This window comes from Rhodococcus sp. APC 3903 (assembly GCF_030407755.1).
Classification (GTDB): domain Bacteria; phylum Actinomycetota; class Actinomycetes; order Mycobacteriales; family Mycobacteriaceae; genus Rhodococcus_F; species Rhodococcus_F erythropolis.
The window spans coordinates 16691-33122 of sequence record NZ_JASDCV010000036.1 but is presented as its reverse complement, the minus strand read 5'-3'; the positions used below and the strand labels follow the sequence as shown (position 1 = coordinate 33122).

The 16432-nt window shown below is 59.2% G+C and carries 15 protein-coding genes and 4 pseudogenes; 8 read left to right on the top strand and 11 right to left on the bottom strand.

What is annotated here, in order from left to right; genetic code table 11:
* Positions 1–1495 precede the first annotated feature (1495 nt).
* The 3 genes and pseudogenes from QMA15_RS32880 to QMA15_RS30095 all read right to left on the bottom strand — a co-directional run.
* Entirely contained in the window at positions 1496–1903 is a 408-nt protein-coding gene (locus tag QMA15_RS32880) for a DDE-type integrase/transposase/recombinase (RefSeq protein WP_356702836.1), read from the bottom strand.
* 699 nt (positions 1904–2602) lie between these two features.
* Positions 2603–3559 (bottom strand): GGDEF domain-containing protein, encoded by a 957-nt coding sequence (locus QMA15_RS30100; RefSeq protein WP_290288203.1) that lies wholly within the window; start codon positions 3557–3559, stop codon positions 2603–2605.
* 474 nt (positions 3560–4033) lie between these two features.
* A pseudogene (locus QMA15_RS30095) lies at positions 4034–4329 on the bottom strand (dioxygenase); the annotation flags it as partial.
* 982 nt (positions 4330–5311) lie between these two features.
* On the opposite strand from QMA15_RS30095, the gene QMA15_RS30090 reads away from it, so the two are divergent.
* Both QMA15_RS30090 and QMA15_RS30085 read left to right on the top strand, forming a co-directional pair.
* Positions 5312–5956: a hypothetical protein gene (locus tag QMA15_RS30090; RefSeq protein ID WP_290288201.1), complete on the top strand. Its 645-nt coding sequence runs from the start codon at positions 5312–5314 to the stop codon at positions 5954–5956.
* Positions 5957–6060: 104 nt separating this feature from the next.
* The gene (locus QMA15_RS30085) at positions 6061–6642 is read left to right on the top strand and encodes a class F sortase (protein ID WP_290288199.1); all 582 of its coding nucleotides are present in this window, start codon (positions 6061–6063) and stop codon (positions 6640–6642) included.
* A 438-nt stretch (positions 6643–7080) separates the two neighbouring features.
* Here QMA15_RS30085 and QMA15_RS30080 read toward each other — a convergent pair whose 3' ends face one another.
* On the bottom strand, positions 7081–7230 hold the full coding sequence (locus tag QMA15_RS30080) for a hypothetical protein (RefSeq protein WP_290288196.1): 150 nt from the start codon (positions 7228–7230) through the stop codon (positions 7081–7083).
* Positions 7231–7598: 368 nt separating this feature from the next.
* Entirely contained in the window at positions 7599–8105 is a 507-nt protein-coding gene (locus QMA15_RS30075) for a helix-turn-helix domain-containing protein (RefSeq protein ID WP_290288193.1), read from the bottom strand.
* A 140-nt stretch (positions 8106–8245) separates the two neighbouring features.
* On the opposite strand from QMA15_RS30075, the gene QMA15_RS30070 reads away from it, so the two are divergent.
* Positions 8246–8452 carry a hypothetical protein gene (locus QMA15_RS30070; RefSeq protein WP_290288190.1) on the top strand — a complete coding sequence of 69 codons (207 nt, stop codon included), beginning with the start codon at positions 8246–8248 and terminating at the stop codon, positions 8450–8452.
* A gap of 30 nt (positions 8453–8482) precedes the next feature.
* Here QMA15_RS30070 and QMA15_RS30065 read toward each other — a convergent pair whose 3' ends face one another.
* The 3 genes from QMA15_RS30065 to QMA15_RS30055 all read right to left on the bottom strand — a co-directional run bounded on the left by QMA15_RS30065 (position 8483) and on the right by QMA15_RS30055 (position 11099).
* Positions 8483–8872 (bottom strand): PPOX class F420-dependent oxidoreductase, encoded by a 390-nt coding sequence (locus QMA15_RS30065; protein WP_290288212.1) that lies wholly within the window; start codon positions 8870–8872, stop codon positions 8483–8485.
* A gap of 225 nt (positions 8873–9097) precedes the next feature.
* Positions 9098–10132 carry an alpha/beta fold hydrolase gene (locus tag QMA15_RS30060; RefSeq protein WP_290288186.1) on the bottom strand — a complete coding sequence of 345 codons (1035 nt, stop codon included), beginning with the start codon at positions 10130–10132 and terminating at the stop codon, positions 9098–9100.
* A 46-nt stretch (positions 10133–10178) separates the two neighbouring features.
* Positions 10179–11099, bottom strand: coding sequence for a zinc-binding dehydrogenase (locus QMA15_RS30055; protein WP_290288184.1), 921 nt, complete (start codon positions 11097–11099; stop codon positions 10179–10181).
* 104 nt (positions 11100–11203) lie between these two features.
* Here QMA15_RS30055 and QMA15_RS30050 point away from each other — a divergent pair, with 104 nt between their 5' ends.
* Positions 11204–11605 carry a helix-turn-helix domain-containing protein gene (locus tag QMA15_RS30050; RefSeq protein ID WP_290288182.1) on the top strand — a complete coding sequence of 134 codons (402 nt, stop codon included), beginning with the start codon at positions 11204–11206 and terminating at the stop codon, positions 11603–11605.
* Between the two features lie 269 nt (positions 11606–11874).
* Here the strand turns inward: QMA15_RS30050 and QMA15_RS30045 are convergent, their stop codons facing one another.
* The 3 genes and pseudogenes from QMA15_RS30045 to QMA15_RS30035 form a co-directional block, all read right to left on the bottom strand.
* Positions 11875–13044 (bottom strand): helix-turn-helix domain-containing protein, encoded by a 1170-nt coding sequence (locus tag QMA15_RS30045; RefSeq protein WP_290288180.1) that lies wholly within the window; start codon positions 13042–13044, stop codon positions 11875–11877.
* A gap of 150 nt (positions 13045–13194) precedes the next feature.
* Positions 13195–13415 (bottom strand): annotated as a pseudogene (locus tag QMA15_RS30040) (acyl-CoA dehydrogenase family protein).
* 35 nt (positions 13416–13450) lie between these two features.
* Positions 13451–13855: a hypothetical protein gene (locus QMA15_RS30035; protein ID WP_290288177.1), complete on the bottom strand. Its 405-nt coding sequence runs from the start codon at positions 13853–13855 to the stop codon at positions 13451–13453.
* Positions 13856–14196: 341 nt separating this feature from the next.
* Between QMA15_RS30035 and QMA15_RS30030 the strand changes: the two are divergent.
* The 4 genes and pseudogenes from QMA15_RS30030 to QMA15_RS30015 all read left to right on the top strand — a co-directional run.
* Positions 14197–14370, top strand: a pseudogene (locus QMA15_RS30030) (TetR/AcrR family transcriptional regulator); the annotation flags it as partial.
* Positions 14371–14882: 512 nt separating this feature from the next.
* A complete protein-coding gene (locus QMA15_RS30025) occupies positions 14883–15593 on the top strand; it encodes an IS6 family transposase (RefSeq protein WP_290288173.1) in 711 nt (236 codons plus the stop codon).
* 84 nt (positions 15594–15677) lie between these two features.
* Positions 15678–15824: pseudogene (locus QMA15_RS30020) on the top strand (IS6 family transposase); the annotation flags it as partial.
* Between the two features lie 113 nt (positions 15825–15937).
* Positions 15938–16093 (top strand): hypothetical protein, encoded by a 156-nt coding sequence (locus QMA15_RS30015; RefSeq protein ID WP_290288171.1) that lies wholly within the window; start codon positions 15938–15940, stop codon positions 16091–16093.
* The last annotated feature ends 339 nt before the right edge of the window (positions 16094–16432 follow it).

Here is a 16432-nt window from a genome sequence, read left to right as displayed (position 1 = left end):
CTGGGTGTGCTCGGCAGCGTGGGAGATGGTGGCGGGGGTGGTTGGCTGTGTCGATGGGGGAGTCGGGCGCACGAGTTATGTATACCGTTTCGCTGCGCCGTGCCATAGATGTTCGTCGTTGCGGGTACGAAAATTTCGTGCCGCACCGGCGGGGGAGTGTTTTCTCTGGCAGTGTTGGTTGTTTGGTGGCGTGATCAGATTTGTATCTGACGTCGGTGTGTGCGGGAAAATGCTTGTAGCGGAGATCGTTTTGCACAATTTGTTTCGTGTCATGGGGTCGCGTCTGAAGTTCCTCTGAGGGTGAGTCGAAATGGCAAAACTGGCGGGCTATTTCGCTTGCGTGAGGATTGATCGGCGCGCGCATTGTCGCGGTCGATCTTGTCGTGATCGTTCGGTGCGGAGCATTGGTGCGCGCCCCAGGAATCGTCGCCGGGCTCGGCCTCGACGGCCACACAATTGGGGGACCGACGAGGCTGGTCGAAGCCGGTAATTGTTCCGAGCGTTTACATTTCGACTGCAGGTTTCACGGCGCTGGCGGGTGGGATGTTTCGTCCTTGTGTGGCGAGTTCTTCGTCCTCTTGGGACGGAGGATGGAGGATGGGCGGCGAATGCCCATGCTGCTCGTGGGCTTTGTGGTGGGGGTCAGGTTTGATGTCGTGGTTGTTCGAAGCGGTATTCGACGGCGGTGACTTGGCCGTCGCGTCCCGTGAGTGGTGTGCTCTGGACTCGTAGGCCGTTTGCTTCGATGGTGCGTATGAGTTGGTGTGCTTCGTTGCGGTCGCGGAAAGCTCTCATGGGTTGGTCGGGTACGTATACGCGGTGGTACATGGGTTTCTCTGTCCTCAATCCGTCAAGCGTTGCGAATGTTCCGCCGGAACTTACTGGTGGTAAAAGCCTGTCATGCCGATTTTGGCATGAGAAGCCCTTCAGTTATCCGACTGAGTTCCCCGTTGATGGACCGTGACGTTGCCTTCCCTCGTTCGCAACGTGTTGCGTGGTTATTCCCATGGGCAGTACGGGAAGCTGTGGTGTGAGGTCAGGACGTTCTCAATTCCTGAAGAACAGGTCCTTCAGTCGGGGCGCTCGTCCACTGTAGTGAGAATGAGGCAGTCTTTTGCTCCGGAGGTGTGTTTTTGACCGCGAGCACAATGACGTGTGGGGGACTTGGAGCGTGCCGCAGTCGGATTGGCGCGTCCGTTGCCACGGACAGACCGGCAGACTGTTCAGATGGAAAATTCTGAAATCGAGCCACAAGGACCCGCCCGAGGATTCTGTTGCCACGTGAAATACGTAGCGTCTGTTGCCAACTGCCGTCCGGTGCTTGACCTCGGGTGGCACTGACTTTCGCGTTCGTTCATGACTGGGTCATCGATGCCAGGATCTCGTTACCGATAAATCCGCACGCTGGGTCAAGAGTTCGGTTTGCGTTCTGCCCTAGCAATATTCGATTATGGCAGTATCAGAGCAATCGCCGAGCGAACCCCGCCGATCAATCTCATTGATGGGACCAGGCCGAGTGGTGCGCCTGGCGGGTGAGCGCCCAAGACGTAAATCGCACTCCGTCGTCCGAGTGAATGAGTGCGCTGGGTGTCGGACCTCGATTCGAAATGGCCATTCTCAGAATGTTTGTCACCAATGGCGTTGTCTGCGAGCTGTCGATAGACCACCCGACGTCTCGCCTCGAAAACGTATCCAAGACGACAGCGCAATAGATCTTACCTTCATGCGTCGGATACTCGGTGATATCCGGGATCCACAACTTGTTCGACTCGTCAAGAGTGAGCTTACGGTCCGCGATATCGCCCGCGGGGGCCGAGGTTTGGAACGTGCGCGTTTGTTTCCCGGAAGCCCTTACACACCAGCGGCTCTCACAAATATTCGATCGTGGGCTCAGTATGAACACGCCGCGGACCGTAGGCGCTATGCGAGGAGGCGTGAACCTCAGTGCTCAGCTTCTTCTGCCAGGCTTGTAACAGTGTGCGTTCCGAGGGCGGCCGGTTTCCGTCACTCGTAGAATCCGGACTCTGATGCCTCCAGAACGATTCACGCCGCCTGAATTGGTAGCCCCCTTGGCTATACTTGGGTCGCTTCGAATCGCATTTGAGGCCGCCGCCGACTTCCGCAACTCGGTGGAGCGCGTGGCAATGGCGATTTCGGTCTTCAGCTGAACGATGCGGAGGCGGGCAGTTGTGAGTTTAGCGCTCTGGAGCCAGCTGAGCCCCGGTTTCTGCCCGGTATCGACAGTTCTTGGTTGCGCCAGTTGTAGATGGTCTATTCGGTGACATCAAGATCTGCGGCGACCTCGGCGACCGTGCGCCCTGACTTCAACAGGTCGAGGACTTTTCGGCGGAACTTGGGCGGATAGCGTCGGGGCCTCGTGGACCTCTCTTGGGTGCATCCATGCCTGAAGTAGACAAGCGAACTCCGGAAAGACCAGGGCATATCTTCTCCGGACTCGCCGGTGCGATTCAGTCGTCCCCACGGATCGAATGCTCGGAGCCGTCGATATGTTCCCCCGGTCCCGAGGATCATTAAGGTGACGGGTGGCATACGTTGCCCGTGAACCGATCACAATCCAGCGCTCGCTCGTGCGCGACCGAAGCTACGGGTCAAGTACTTCGCCCAGGACCGAACAGACCGTGTTTCGCCCGTTTCTCTTCGCTTGGTACATCGCGGTATCAGCTTCATCGAGCCCCCGCTGAAGGGAGCTGCAAACCTCCGAGGGGAACCCATTCAACCCGTCCTCCTGGCTACGCAATTGGCCATCACGTTCCACAGGTCCACCCATCTGTGTATCGCGCAGAAAATCAGTCTTACTATACTGAACTGGCCGCCCGATTCCGACGCTGACTGTGATGGGAGGATCATCATCAGGGCAGTGGGCCGCAGCGCGTATCCGACATGCAAGCTCGACGGCCTGCCGCCACTCGCAATCGACTGCCACGACGAATTCCTCTCCGCCTACACGTCCGAGCGCCATCGTCTGCCCACCCAGAGCGTGTACGCGTTCTGCGAGTTGGGACAAAACTTTATCTCCTCGCGCGTGTCCATAGGTGTCGTTGATAAATTTGAAATTGTCTACATCGAAGGATATAAAAATGACCGTCGAATATTCGCTATGTAGCATCGACCCAACGTGCTGGTATAGGCCTCGGCGATTCAGGCATTTTGTTAGAGGGTCCGTTGTCAATTCGTAGTTATAAATCTTGAAGGAATCAGCCATCCTTCGAGTCAGGTTGGCCATCAATATGATCGTTCCGATGCTGGAGAGGATCGATACGGACGCGCGAGAGAATATGGCCGGAGGATCGTTATAATAAAATCCATCGTAGAGCAGGGCTCTCGCAGAGAAAATTAGAATCACCAATAAGACGAAAATTCCATGGAATGCCAGGAAAGTTCGTGATACAAAGAAGGCGGCATACACGCTTACTAAACTGAAAAGTGCAGTGCCATACATCGATGCCGACGACTCGAGGTAAAAAGACAGGACGGAAAAAATGCCGATATCTGCATAAATTAACAATATGACATTGTAGGTAAGCTGGCTGCTTTTCAACTCTTCCCATGCGGGCTGAGGAGGGTTTCGGCTTATTGCTACTGCAACTGGAATGGTCGAAAGTAAGATGGTCGTAATGATGACGCCCGCTGTAGTAGATCGTGGGCCCCACGGGCCCCACAGGCTGATGATTCCGCTACTTGCAATAAAAACAGGAATGAAACGCCACCATGGGCTTACGTGGACGGACGCCCTCCCCGGCATTCCGCGCCGGAAGACGGCTGACGAAGTGTCTGAGCGGTTGCCCCATTTTCCCGGCAGCCGTGAGGTGCACATCACCTAAGGTAGGTCGCACAGTCGGTCGGGGGCACGCGGGTGACACTACCTCCTCGTGAATGGTTCGTAAACCCTTCGGGCAAAGCATGAGTCGTTCAGTGTGGTGTGCCGACTGGCTGTATCCGGCCTGGCTGAGAATGTGAGCTCCTTTGGTTTATCGGTGTCTGGATCTTGAACTGGTAATGGTTCAGTTAATTGACTGATGGTCTGTATCGACGCGCTGAGCACGTTGGACAGAATGATGAATTCTTGGCGGTGGTCGTCGGTGATGTGCCAGACTTCGGCCAGGAACGCAATGGCGGCGTTCCACTCAGACTCGGTCAAAAGCACATCCCGGATGAATCCGTGCAGGTGCCGCACCAGCGATGTCATCAGTTGCTTCAGTCGGGGGTGGGGCAGTCGCCGAACGATCCGATCACGTTGTCCATCAGTCGTTCTTCGACGGCGGCCTGTGCGTCTGTGCGGGTCGGGTACGTCAGGGTTTCGTCGGCCATGCTCTCCACCGTCCGCTCTCAGTCGGCCGCTCGCCTGGCCCACGCTGCTCGAAGAATCCCTGGTTACTGCCTTGTGGGTGACAGGGTCCCGTACGAAGGGCTTGTCGCTTCTTCGGGATCTTGTCGATGTCGCTCTCCTGCATGCCCAGTTCAGCCAGGGAGCGGGGTGCGTCGAGGGGCCGGCTCAGATCCCACAGTCGTCGGGCGGGGTCTGCGGTGCCGGGAAGCGCTCGTGAGAGAGCTGCCACCGCCTCCGGTGCGTGCGATTGGTTGTAAGGCCGGCACGTGCGGTAGGGCCACCTTGTGGGTCGGAGCGGGCGGCAGATTCAATGTTCCGCTGAGGGAATGACACAGCTTGTGATGCAAGGACGTCGTGGTGGCACCGAGCGTCGCTGTCAGCGAAACCAGGATCGAGCGGAACACCAAGAGTGGCAAGATGAATGCAAGGCCGACTACGACGGCCAGGTTGGGCACCTATGCATCATTCAACGTGTCCGAGACGACTTCGCGCTTCTCCTGGAGGGCCGGCCTCGCCTGATCGCCCGAACGGATCTCTATCCGCCAGAAATTTTGGCTCTTGTGTACATGCTCACCAAGAAGTTCTGCTACTCAATCATGCCCGTTTCGCGCGAAGTCAGCCCCCGACCCGATCAACTCCCACTCGACCGCCTCCAACAACCATGTCTGCAGAATGGCTGATAGTGGACCGCGGTGGAGAAATTTACAAACTTTCCCTCTGTTTGGTTGTAGATCCCTCTAATGATTCGACGAATCAAATGCTATTTCGGTTCGAAATAGATCACGTGTTTGGTCCTTGAACATTCACTCATTGATTTACTAGCTGTTAGCTGTCATAGTGGTGAGGTGACGTGATGCTGATACCGGAGCATTACCTGTCCGGTATCAGCGGCTCTCCTCATGGCTGCACCGAGCGCGCCGGGTGTGCATCGCCCGTCGTCCTGAACGCTTCTTAGGAGAAAACATGAGTACTTCTAGAACGCAGTACCGCGCCGCGGCGAACGTCGCGGCCACCGCTGCGATGATGATGGGCTTCGGCGTCGTCATGGCACTTCCGGCTTACGCGGCCACACCGGCGGGCGCACCCGAATCGGCATGCCAGCACGCCCCACCCGTTGCCGTTTCACCCCTCCCGGGCAACAATGCTCCCGTTGCACCGCAGAATCCTCCGCCGAGTTGGCCCGCTCAGCCGGGCCAACCTCCGATCGTGCCCCCAGGCTCACCCACGATCGTGGTGCCCCCCATCGTTATCAATCCCCCTGGGAACACGGGGGTTCCGCCGACGACCACCACGGTTCTGCCGACGACCACCACGGTTCCGCCGCCGACGACCACGAGTGAGGTTCCACCGCCACCTCCGCCGCCACCGGCTCCGGTTCCGGGTTTGTGGTCGGGTCCGCGTAGTGACGTGGGCGTGGGCGTGACGCAGGCATCGGATCCATGTGCCGGCCAGATCTCTCAGCCCGCGGTTCCGTCGCTGGTACAGGCGGGGGCGGGTACGTCAGCTTCGGATCAGCACGTTGCCGGAGGTGTGCTCCTGGGCTTGGGCTCTCTGGCGCTACTGTGTGCCGGCGTCGTGGGATTTGTTCGGCGGCGTAGCACCCTGTGATCGACAACCTGCCCGACGCTGAACCGTTGGGTCTCGATGGGTCGGCCGTCCCTTGCCCTGGGCGAGAGGCGGCCGACCCATCTACTCGTTGGCGCAAGAGGTTCGTGTCGATTGCCCTTGTGGTCGGTGTCTTGATGGTCGTCCTGGGCTTCGTGCTCGAAACCCGTACTCCGTCCGCGGATCTGGGAACGGTAACCGAGGCCCTGCCGACAGCGGCGTCAGATCCGACGATTGCCTATCTGGATCCCCGTGTGCCCCCGGAGTACGTTCGTATTCCGGCGCTCAGGGTCGATGCAGGCGTCGATCCCGTCACCACGGGGGAGAACGGGGTGCTCGATCCTCCCGCGGACGTGTCGAGGCTAGGATGGTGGTCACCGGGGTCAAGCCCCTTGGGGCCCGGTTCGACGGTGATCCTGGGCCACGTGGACAGCAAGACTCAAGGCCCTGGGGCGCTGTACGATTTGCGGGAGACACCGCTTGGGTCGACTATCGAAGTGTCGGTCGGCAACGATGTGGTCCGTTACGGGGTGATGTCGAGAACAGCATATGACAAAGGCATTCTGCCAGCGGATCTCTTTTCCGTCAGTGGTGTCCGGCGGCTGGTTCTGATCACATGTGGTGGTCCGTTCGACAGCAGTACCGGAAACTACGAGCAGAACATCGTTGTCACTGCCGAACCGTTGTGAACGTGAAATGCGACCACCGACATCTTGAGCGTGTCTCACCACCATGTCAGAACTTTTGGACGATGCTCCGGACTTCGAACTTCGAATGGCTCGAAAATCAGATATATCCTCGTTGGCCTGGCAGTCATCTCGTGTCGGGTATTGACCATCTCGTGTCGGGTATTGACAAAGGGGCTCTTCAACTTTGGCCTGGCAATCAGAATGAAATCTGAGTTGCGGTGTGCTGGCAATGGGTGCAGTGGAATCATATCCGCCTGGCCGAATTCGCTCGGTTCGTGAACCTGGCAGGCCGTGCGTTTCACGGTCTTCACGAGGCTGTTGTAATTTCTCGTTGCGGGTGGTTGTGATTCCGGTCAGCATGAACGCGTTGATCTCGGGCCACCATGCATCGATCGTCTTGGCCAGGCTGAGCAGCTCGGGGACGTTTAAGTCGAAGCGTCAGGTCAGAAACGGGCGCAACTGGTGGCGAGTCAGATGTGGATCTCCACCGACCCGCACCGTCGAGTGCAGCGTCCACAGTTCTTCTTTCGCGATGTGCGCAGACAAGATCTGACCTCTTGCATCTTCGTCGACGATCGCGTTCCGCATCTGGGTGAAGTTCCTGTCCGGCAGGCGTTCCCGGCCGGTGAGCGATCGGCGAGGGCCCGTCCACTCGGGGTCGGCCTTGCCGCCGCGGCGGTCCTTGAGTTCTCAGGTGGCGCGCCGGCGAACCTTGGTCAGCGCCAAGTTCGCGAGCTGTGCGAGATGGAAATGGTGGACTACCAGCGTGGGTTCGGCGACAACCCTCCGTGCGTGGCGCGACCGCGTAGGCGGCAGCAGGGTCGGTGGCCACGCCTCGGTTGCTTCCCGGAACTCGGGTGTGCAGGCGGTGGGCCAGGCGATCACCGCTGCGGTGGTGATCGCCTCCTTCTGCCCGCGGAGTCCTGAATTCCGGACAGGTCGACGAACCCGATATTTCAGGGATTTACCCGCAACCGCCGCTCGGCAACCTTGTAGTACTCCCACCTGGGTTTTCCGCGCCCGGTTTCATCGATACCAAGCACCCGCACAGGTTCAGGCTCGGTGAGCAGTCGGTTTGCACGCTCGACGAATGTACGGTGCGCAGTCGGCCAGGACACATTGTGGGCGGCGGCGACCTCGACCACCGAGCGCGCGGCATTTCCGATTGCCGCGCCGATCCGGGTACGGAGCCGGCCGGTGATGCGGGCTCGGCGCGGGATCTTCTCGATTGCATAGGTGAACGATCCGCGTTCACGGTATTCCTCCCGGCATCGCCACCTGGTCTTGTTCCATCGCGGCTTGATTCGTTGATCACCGTAGAGAATGTCCTTCGGTTGGGTGGTCACCCGCCCCTTGGCGGAGGTGGAGAACACCCCGCGCGACGGGCACGCGGTAGCGGTGTCAGCGTCCGTGGCGACCTCCATAACCAGGCTGTCGTCGTCCTGCCTGGACACACGGGTCATCCGCACTCCTGGTAGCCCGGACAGCACTGTCGCACTCTCGGTCAACGCCCTGGCCTTTCAGTCGTCGGTAGTTGACGGAGAATCTTTCATTTGAGAGGGTCAGGGGCGCTCAGCGGGCCGACCCGTGTGGTTGTCATCCCGTGGGTCCGTTCGGAACCGGCGGCGCCATCGTGAACCCGCATCCAGTTCGCCGACGCACCGCCAGCGTCCGTTGGTACCAGACCAACCCTGCGCAGTTGCCATCGGCGGTAATCGAGGCAGGGCCGTTGGTCACGATCACCGCAGAGTCAGCCTCGGGTGATCCTGCCGCCAACGCGCGCCGCTACGCCATCGTCGGCCCGAAATAGTCAACCAACCGTGTTGTAGCTGGCATCTGACTACTGGTAGCTCACCGCTGTGGGTTTGACGACGAAGATGACGCGGTCGGGAGCATCGCCGGGGGGACCTGACATAGCTAGTTGGTAGCGTTCGGCTAGAGCTATGAACAGTTCAGCATCTGGATCGGGGTCGATTGCTACGACTCGACCTCGCACTTCTAGGTATCGGTATGGCTGGTCTGGATCGTTGATCGATAGCGCTACGCGGTGCTCAAGTGCCACATTTCGTGATTTGCGGCGTGTGGTTGTGTTGGTGAAGCGAATGTATGTGCCGTCCCAGTTGAACCACATCGGGTTTGCCTGCGGTGTTCCATCGGGTCGGATCGTTGCAAGGTGCGCGAACAAAGGTCTGGATAAAAGATCTGCGTGTGTGTCGGGGATTATCGACATGAGTTTCCAATTCTGTTGTCTGAGAATAGATCGTGTATTGCCGAGTGATTTACGCGGCGATGGGCTCATCGGTTCACGCGAACGCGGCGCTGATCGTGGTAGGTCGTGAAGTTGTCGCCTTGACTTGCCCTCATCACCGCTCGGATCCTGTATGACAGCAGGTCCCCGCGACGATGTGCGGCGACCATTGAGAAGTGCTTGTCGCCCCATCGGTTGAAACGTGAGCTACGCCAACCAGTGCGCCAACCGGTCGGCGGCATGCGGCAGCCATTTCCAGCGTGCGTTGGCGACCAGATGGTCCCCTTCGGGTATCGACAGATACTCGCCGCGCTGGGCGTTCCGCGCCAGTGGTTCGCCGTTGACGACGCCGGGGATCACGTCCTGCCCGCCATCGACTACCAACAATGGCTGCGTGATCGACGGCGCTACCTCGGATAGATCGACGCGGTCCGCGAAGTCCTTTGCGGCTTGCTCGGTTCCGGTCCGCAGCACCAGCGTGTGCGTGACAAACGGTGGCAACTCCGGCCAGCTCATCCGGTCGAGTCCGCTGACCAGGACCCCGGCATGCAGTCTCGGTTCGTGCGCCAGTGCCACGGCTCCGTAGTACCCGCCGAGGCTGAGGGCAATGAGCCCGATCCGGTCGGTGTCCACGTCGCGTCGCTGCTCGAGAACATCGATCGCCTGCCCGACCACCAGCTGATAGTCCGCGGTGGGCGCCGTATTCGGTGCGAGTTCGCCTTGGCCGGGGCCGTCAATGGACAGCGTGGCTATGCCGCGGCGAAGTAGTGCCTCCGCAACGGTGTGGAATTCGGCGATACTCGAGTCCAACCCCGGGACCACCAGAACGACGGGCGCATCCTTAGCGGCGGCGGGGCGGCGAAGCACACCGACGAAGTCGGCGCCTTGGATCCATTCGGCGTCGGAGTGGCTGTGCTGCAACGCTTTCCGGTAGCTATCTGCAGATTCTGCATGTCCGAGGCGATCGGGTCCGGGAAGTGTGGTCGAGAAGTGAAACCACAAGGACGCGGCCAGGTAGGCCTCCGCAGCGGAGGCAGTGCGGCCGGCGGTCGATGCGTCCTCGGCCAGGGCACGGTGGGTGCGGCCGGCCGCACGAAAGTGCGGTTGCCAGTCATCGATGCTCTGCAGACGTGAGGTCACGGCTTCGTATTCGTTCGGATCGACCCCGGCCGAGACTGCACGCGAACGGGTCCCTCCGATCGTTGCTTCGAGGATTCCCGGCAAGTCGAAGAACTTAGTCATTGTGCGTACTCCTTGGTTGATGTTTCGCGTCTGGAAAAAAATTGGCTCAGCCAACGGTCAGCACTGCGTTGCCCTGGATTCGTCTGCCGCGCAGCTCTTCGATCACCGCAGCGGTCTCGGCCCAGGGGCGGATGCTACTGATCTCCGGGTGTAGCCGCCCACCCGCGACCAGATCGACGAGCGTGGCGAGGTCGCGCGCGTGGTCGAGTTCGCCACGCGTGTAGGAGAAGTGTTGGATTCTCGCGCCGGGCGAACGCGCCAGCAGATCAAAAAAGCTCACGGTCACCGAGGTTCGGCTGGCCTGCCCGAACCACACCAGTAACCCGTCTGGAGCCAGTCGCTCGATTGCCTGGGGAAACGAGTCGCCGCCGACAGATTCGAGCACCACATCGAACGGTCCAGCCGTGTCTGTCACCTCCTGGACCACCTTGACCGCGCCGAGTTCGAGTAGCCGCGCACCGCGCGAAGGCGAAGCACTGACTGCGGTGATGTTCGCTCCCGCAGCGGCGGCCAACTCTACGACGTAGTGCCCCACTCCGCCGCTGGCTCCGGTGATCAGGATCCTGCGCCCGATCAGCGGCCCGACCGTCCGGAGCAGCCGAAGCGCGGTGAGCCCGGCCAACGGGAGCGCTGCTGCGGTCTGCTCCGAGATGCTGTCCGGCAGCACCGCAACATTCGAGGTGTGGACCGCGACTTCCTGCGCCCATCCGGCGGCCGGCGGATGGGCCACTACCCGAGTCCCTACGCTGGGGCCGCTTCCATCGCTTGCGGCTCTGATGACGGTGCCGGCCACGTCTTTTCCTGGCCGCCACCCCTGCATCGGATTTTCGAGTAGGAAGGTTTCACCCCGGTTGACCGAGAAGGCTTCGACCTTGATCACCAGCTCAGCTGCCACCGGACTGACGGTCGACACCTCCGCCTCGGCCACCGTTACTCTCTCGTCCCTGGAGGGTACCAGTGCACGCATCGCTTCCCCTGTCCTCTCGTCCCCGCTCGTTCGGCGACGACTACCAGGATCATCGGTTCGGTCGCTTCTGGGAAGTAGGCAGCAAATAGTGGTATAGGTATCTCATGGTGACCACACAGGTAGACGCCGTCTTCTCAACCATTTCGGACGACGGCCGGTTCGATGTGATGGCTGCGGCCTGCCCGACCCGACAGGTAGTGGGCAGGATCGGCGACAAATGGAGCTTGCTGGTTCTGTACGCGCTCAGCCCCGGCACTCTGCGATTTTCGCAGCTCCGCACCCGCATCGAAGGTGTCAGCCAGAAGATGCTGACCCAGACACTGCGCACGCTCGAACGCGACGGTCTGGTCTCACGTCAGATCTACGCGTCCGTCCCACCCAAGGTCGAATACTCGCTCACCCCACTCGGTGCGAGCCTCTCAGACACCCTCGCCGCCATCCGCGGATGGGCGTACGAGCACATGGACGAGATCAGCGACGCACGCGACAGGTTCGACCGCGCCTGAACCCGGTTTGCCCGGACAAAGTTGAAGAGTCGACAAAGGGTGCAGTACGGTCGGTTTCCCCGCTGAATCCAGAATGCGCGCCGCTCAATAGTAGAGCTATCCGCGCAGTGGCGTAGGCGCTCGATACAGAAATTCGGCAATTTTGATAGCGGCAGAGTCTGTGTCGAAATCCAGACTCGAATAATATTTTCCTGCGCTGTGTGAGCGACGAGCTTCCCGAAAATATTTCGTCTATCGAGTGTTATGAGTCGCAGCGGAGGCTCGATGTTTCATTCGTCTGATCTTGAATCTTCAACTAGTTCGAGACGTCGCAGTGCCCACCAAATGTTACGTGATAAATTTGAATTTTTTAACGAGCCTCCGATTATTTTTTCGTAACGTGCAATTCGATATCGAACGGTATTTTGATGGACGTGAAGTTTGGTGGCCGTCGCTTCGACGTTCTGGCCCGTCTCAAGGTATTCGTCGACCGTCTTGAGTATCGCCCGCGCGACTTCGCCGCGACCAAGGGGGAGTACGAACCTCTCGTACAGTAGATCGCCAACCTGTAGGTCAGTGGATACGGCGGGCAATAGCCCGAGGTCGAGTAATGAATAACATCCTGTCATTTTGAACATGCGTGCCGTCGTGGCGGCTCGGCTTGCGCTGCGCATGGAATTCCCCAGCGCCCCGATGGATGCGAGCGGGCCGATACCGATAGTCACTCCGGGGTACTCGATCACGTCGGTTGTGCAAAATCCGGCAATGCTTCCCTCTATCAGCGCGACAGCGCCGTCGGGGGCTGTAAATCCTGGAAGATCCATAAGGCTTCGTTCAATCTCCCGCAAACTCATTTCAGTGAAAGTTGTCACCGAAAATGTGTGATACTCCCGATCTAATCTGAAACCGTATTCAATCGCTTCCAGCTTAATTTCGTCCGAGTCGGGAGAATTAATCAACGCATTCTTGAGGAACGTGGAGAGGGTGCTCTTCATGCCGCCGTTCGCTATGAGTCGGGACGCTTTGTATCCTATAACGAAATACCTAATCGCCACTTCTGTGGCTCCTAAAATAAATCGAGTAATATCGACGAGAATATTTCCATCTACCATTTTGGTGCGACCAAATTCTACGATACCGTCAACTGTCTTCCCTACTCCAATCTGCCACCCGCGCAACATTACATCCAGAGGTATTCCGAGCTGGGCTCGCGCAGCACCGTAAGATTCAAAGGAACTGTAATCTGACTCGTTGAATTCCCTCCCAGTCGAAACAACCGAGTTGATCCGAATTATTGCATCCGCCAAAACAGGCATCCAGATCTCGGGAGAAACTTCGTAAGAATCAGGAAATTCTTCCATAAGTTTCGCATGAAATATTGACGCGAGCTTATCTGGGTCAAAGAGGAATTTCCTGAGAATCTCACTTACGGCCTCCGTAGGGAGTGCTCGTCGGTCCATCAGCTACCTCCCACTGTTAATTCCGATGCAACGACGACTGACACCGCACCCCGAACCGACCCCCGTCGTCTCTGTGGTCAGAACCGCGGCCCGAGGGTCGCCGACGGTAGTCAGGTGTGAGGTCGCAGGTGTCAACCGACACCCTCTGAGTTACGAGCGGGTCTCCACCTGAGCCTTCCGCCGAAAGCGGGAGGTGGTAGGTGATTGACGGGCGATGCCGTTCTTCTGGATCTCGGATGATCCGGTGAGGATTCGGAACATCCGCAGTCGTTGGAACAGCGATTCGATCTCCGAACCGCGGACGACGCCGGACTTGTCGTGGATTTGAACTGCGTAGTCATTGAGCGCGCGGCGCAGTAGTCGGTCGCCATGTCGGCGAGTTTATGCTGGATGGACTGCAACATCATCAGTGGTGCGCCTTGCTGCACTCCATCGATAATTCCAGTGCTCGGCGCGCTCCGCCGAGAGCGGTGGGGCAGTGCGGGAGCCAGTTGACCGCCACTCGGCCGAGACCGATCCGCAAGCCCTCGCCGACATTTCCGAGGAGCTGTTCCGGACCTACGTAGCAGTCGTCGAGGATGATGTCCGCTTCGATGTGCTGGCCGGACACGGGGACATCACTCCCGGCCACGCAGCCAGGGGAGTCCAGGTCGACCAGGAAGGCTGAGTACGAATCCGGACTGTCGCCGTCGCTGCTGGATGCCATCTTGGCGATTAGGACCGAGAAATCGGCGAACGGGCCGGCGGAGGAGAACATCTTGTGGACGTTCAGGCGCCGTCCGGCGCCGTCCGGGGTTGGGGTGGTGAGCATGCCGCGAACATCGGATCCTGCGTCGTTCTCAGTGAGGGAGAAGCAGCATGCCGTCTCGCCGCGCAGCACTATTAGCAATTATTTTCCATTTGGTGTTCGGTGGCGTATTGGAAGATCGATCCAGCTCGGAGCGGGCCGCCGATGTCTCCGATTATCGACGTCGAGAGGACCCGCGGCGATGCGCCGACCTCTTCCTTGGTGCGTCGACTTCGATGTGTGACATTGCACACGTGAGATGTATTTGAAAGATAAACCAATTGCCCCGTTCTGTCAATCAGTAGGCATCCGGTGCATTTTCCAGGGTTGATCGAAACCCTTCGACGCACCTCAGAGTGGAACGGTTGCCAGTTGCGGGTCGTGAAACACCGATCAATCGCGCCACGGTCCCGTCGGCGGCGTTGGCGATCATCGATGAGGAAGGCGTGGAAGGCCCTTCCATGCGGCGACTAGGGGAAGCGCTCGATAGAAATCCGATTACCCCCTACAGGTATGCGGCAAACAAGGCGGCGGTGGTGGGCTCAAGCGCAGAGACTGACCATTTCCCGGCCGTGGCCGTCGGAAGGTTCTGTCTGTAAACGCTTAGAGGTTTGCCTGCGGGCGTGGTTTCGCTCAGCGTGTCGGGGTGAAAAACCGAACTGGAGAGACATGCCCGCGGATAGTGGCCGGAGTGAGGATGATGCGAGAAGGGCGCTGGCACGATGGTGGGGCCCTCAGGTTTGATGTGCAGTGGAGTGACGCCGAGCTCTCGAACCTGGAGAGGCGATCATGCCGTGCGGTCACGATGGCGCGGTCTTCCGAATTCGATTGTTGTGCAAAATGTTACGTGCTGTGGTGTCCTTGGGGCTCGGTTATTCGCGCCGGCTCGTGGCGGTGGGGGCCGAAGGGTCCGCCTCAGTCGTAGGTGGTCGCGCGATTCGCTCATTGAAGTCGGTCGGTTTTCATACAAACGGAGAAGGCGAGCAAATGTCCGCCGGAGTTCAGAGGGCGCTGTCACGTTGTTGAACGCGGCAAGCTGGGAGAATGTGGCGTGCCCACCCCAACGCTGTCCTACAAAGGCCACCGCTACCCGGTCGAGATCATCAATCACTGCGTGTGGTTGTACTTCCGGTTCCCGCTCAGCTTCCGCGAAGTCGAGGAACTCATGCTCGAACGCGGTGTCCTGGTCAGCTATGAGACGATCCGGAGGTGGTGCGCCAAGTTCGGGCAGGCATACGCAAACCAGCTGCGCCGACGGCGTGCCCGGCCCGGTGACAAGTGGTACCTCGACGAGGTCTTCATTAAAATCAACGGCACACTGCATTACTTATGGCGGGCGGTCGACCAGCACGGCAACGTGCTCGACGTGCTGGTCCAGTCCCGCCGAAATGCTTTGGCGGCCAAACGGTTCTTCCGCAAGCTACTCAAAAAGCTGGAGTATGTGCCGCGGGTGATCGTGACCGACAAGCTCCGCAGCTACGAGGTGGCCCATCGAGAGATGTTGTCATCGGTGAAGCATCGGCAGTCGAAGTATCTCAACAACCGGGCAGAGAATTCCCATCAACCCACCAGACAGCGGGAGCGGGCGATGAAACGTTTCACATCGCCCGGGCACGCGCAACGATTTCTGTCCGCCTTCGGCGGCATCTCACCGCATTTCCGACCCAACCGGCACAGACTCTCGGCGCCCGAATGGCGGACCGAGATGGCCGACCGCTTCGCGGTCTGGCAAGAAGTCACCACGACCGACCCCGCTGCCTGAAAGTGAACTGTCCGGCGGTGTCCCGTAGCCGAATGCCCTAAACTAGCTGCGCCGCTAGACGTTTCGATTAACGTGACAGTGCCCGCACAACGCTTCCTCTCGGCTTTCTCTGGCATCTCACCGCACTTCCGACCCCGCCGACATCGACTGACCGCGCCCGAGTGGCGTACCGAGATGGCCGACCGATTCGCGGTCTGGCAGGAAGTCACCGCGACTACCGCCGCCGCCTGAGAATCAACGTCTCAGCCGTTCCCCGTAGCATCGTGTCCTAAATTAGCTGCACCGCTATACCTTTCGACTAACGTGACAGTGCCTTCTGGAAGCAATTCGACATCCCGAAGTCCGTGAAGAAGGACCTGTTCTGGGATCTGCCCGAGTCGCGTCAGACTCTGCGTAACTACTTCGGTGACGTCCGCACGCTTGCTACCGACACCGAACCGCGGGTCGCGTGTGGTGTGGAAGGCGTGCAAGATGGACGGCCGCGCATCGCGTTTTCGTAGTGAGCCTGATCGCAGTGCGCACAACGCCGCGGCCTAGGGGCGGCGCTTCTCCCTGGCCGTTGCGTTACCGACGTTTCCCAAAGTTCTTATGCAACTGATTATTTCGACGTATTGCGCAAATGGTGCAGACGTCTGTCTCTGTGGGTCAGGATTGCCACCCCGCCCTGCGATTCGGAGATGGCTGATTATTTTTAAACAGGCTGCGCTGCAACATATTTGAGGCGCACTTCCGTCTGGGGTGATCCAATCCTTCGGCAATGGCACGCGCACGACATTTTTCAATTCGGCACCCGTCAATCCCACTCGTTCAGGAACGCTGGAGCTGAATCTCCGCAAGCG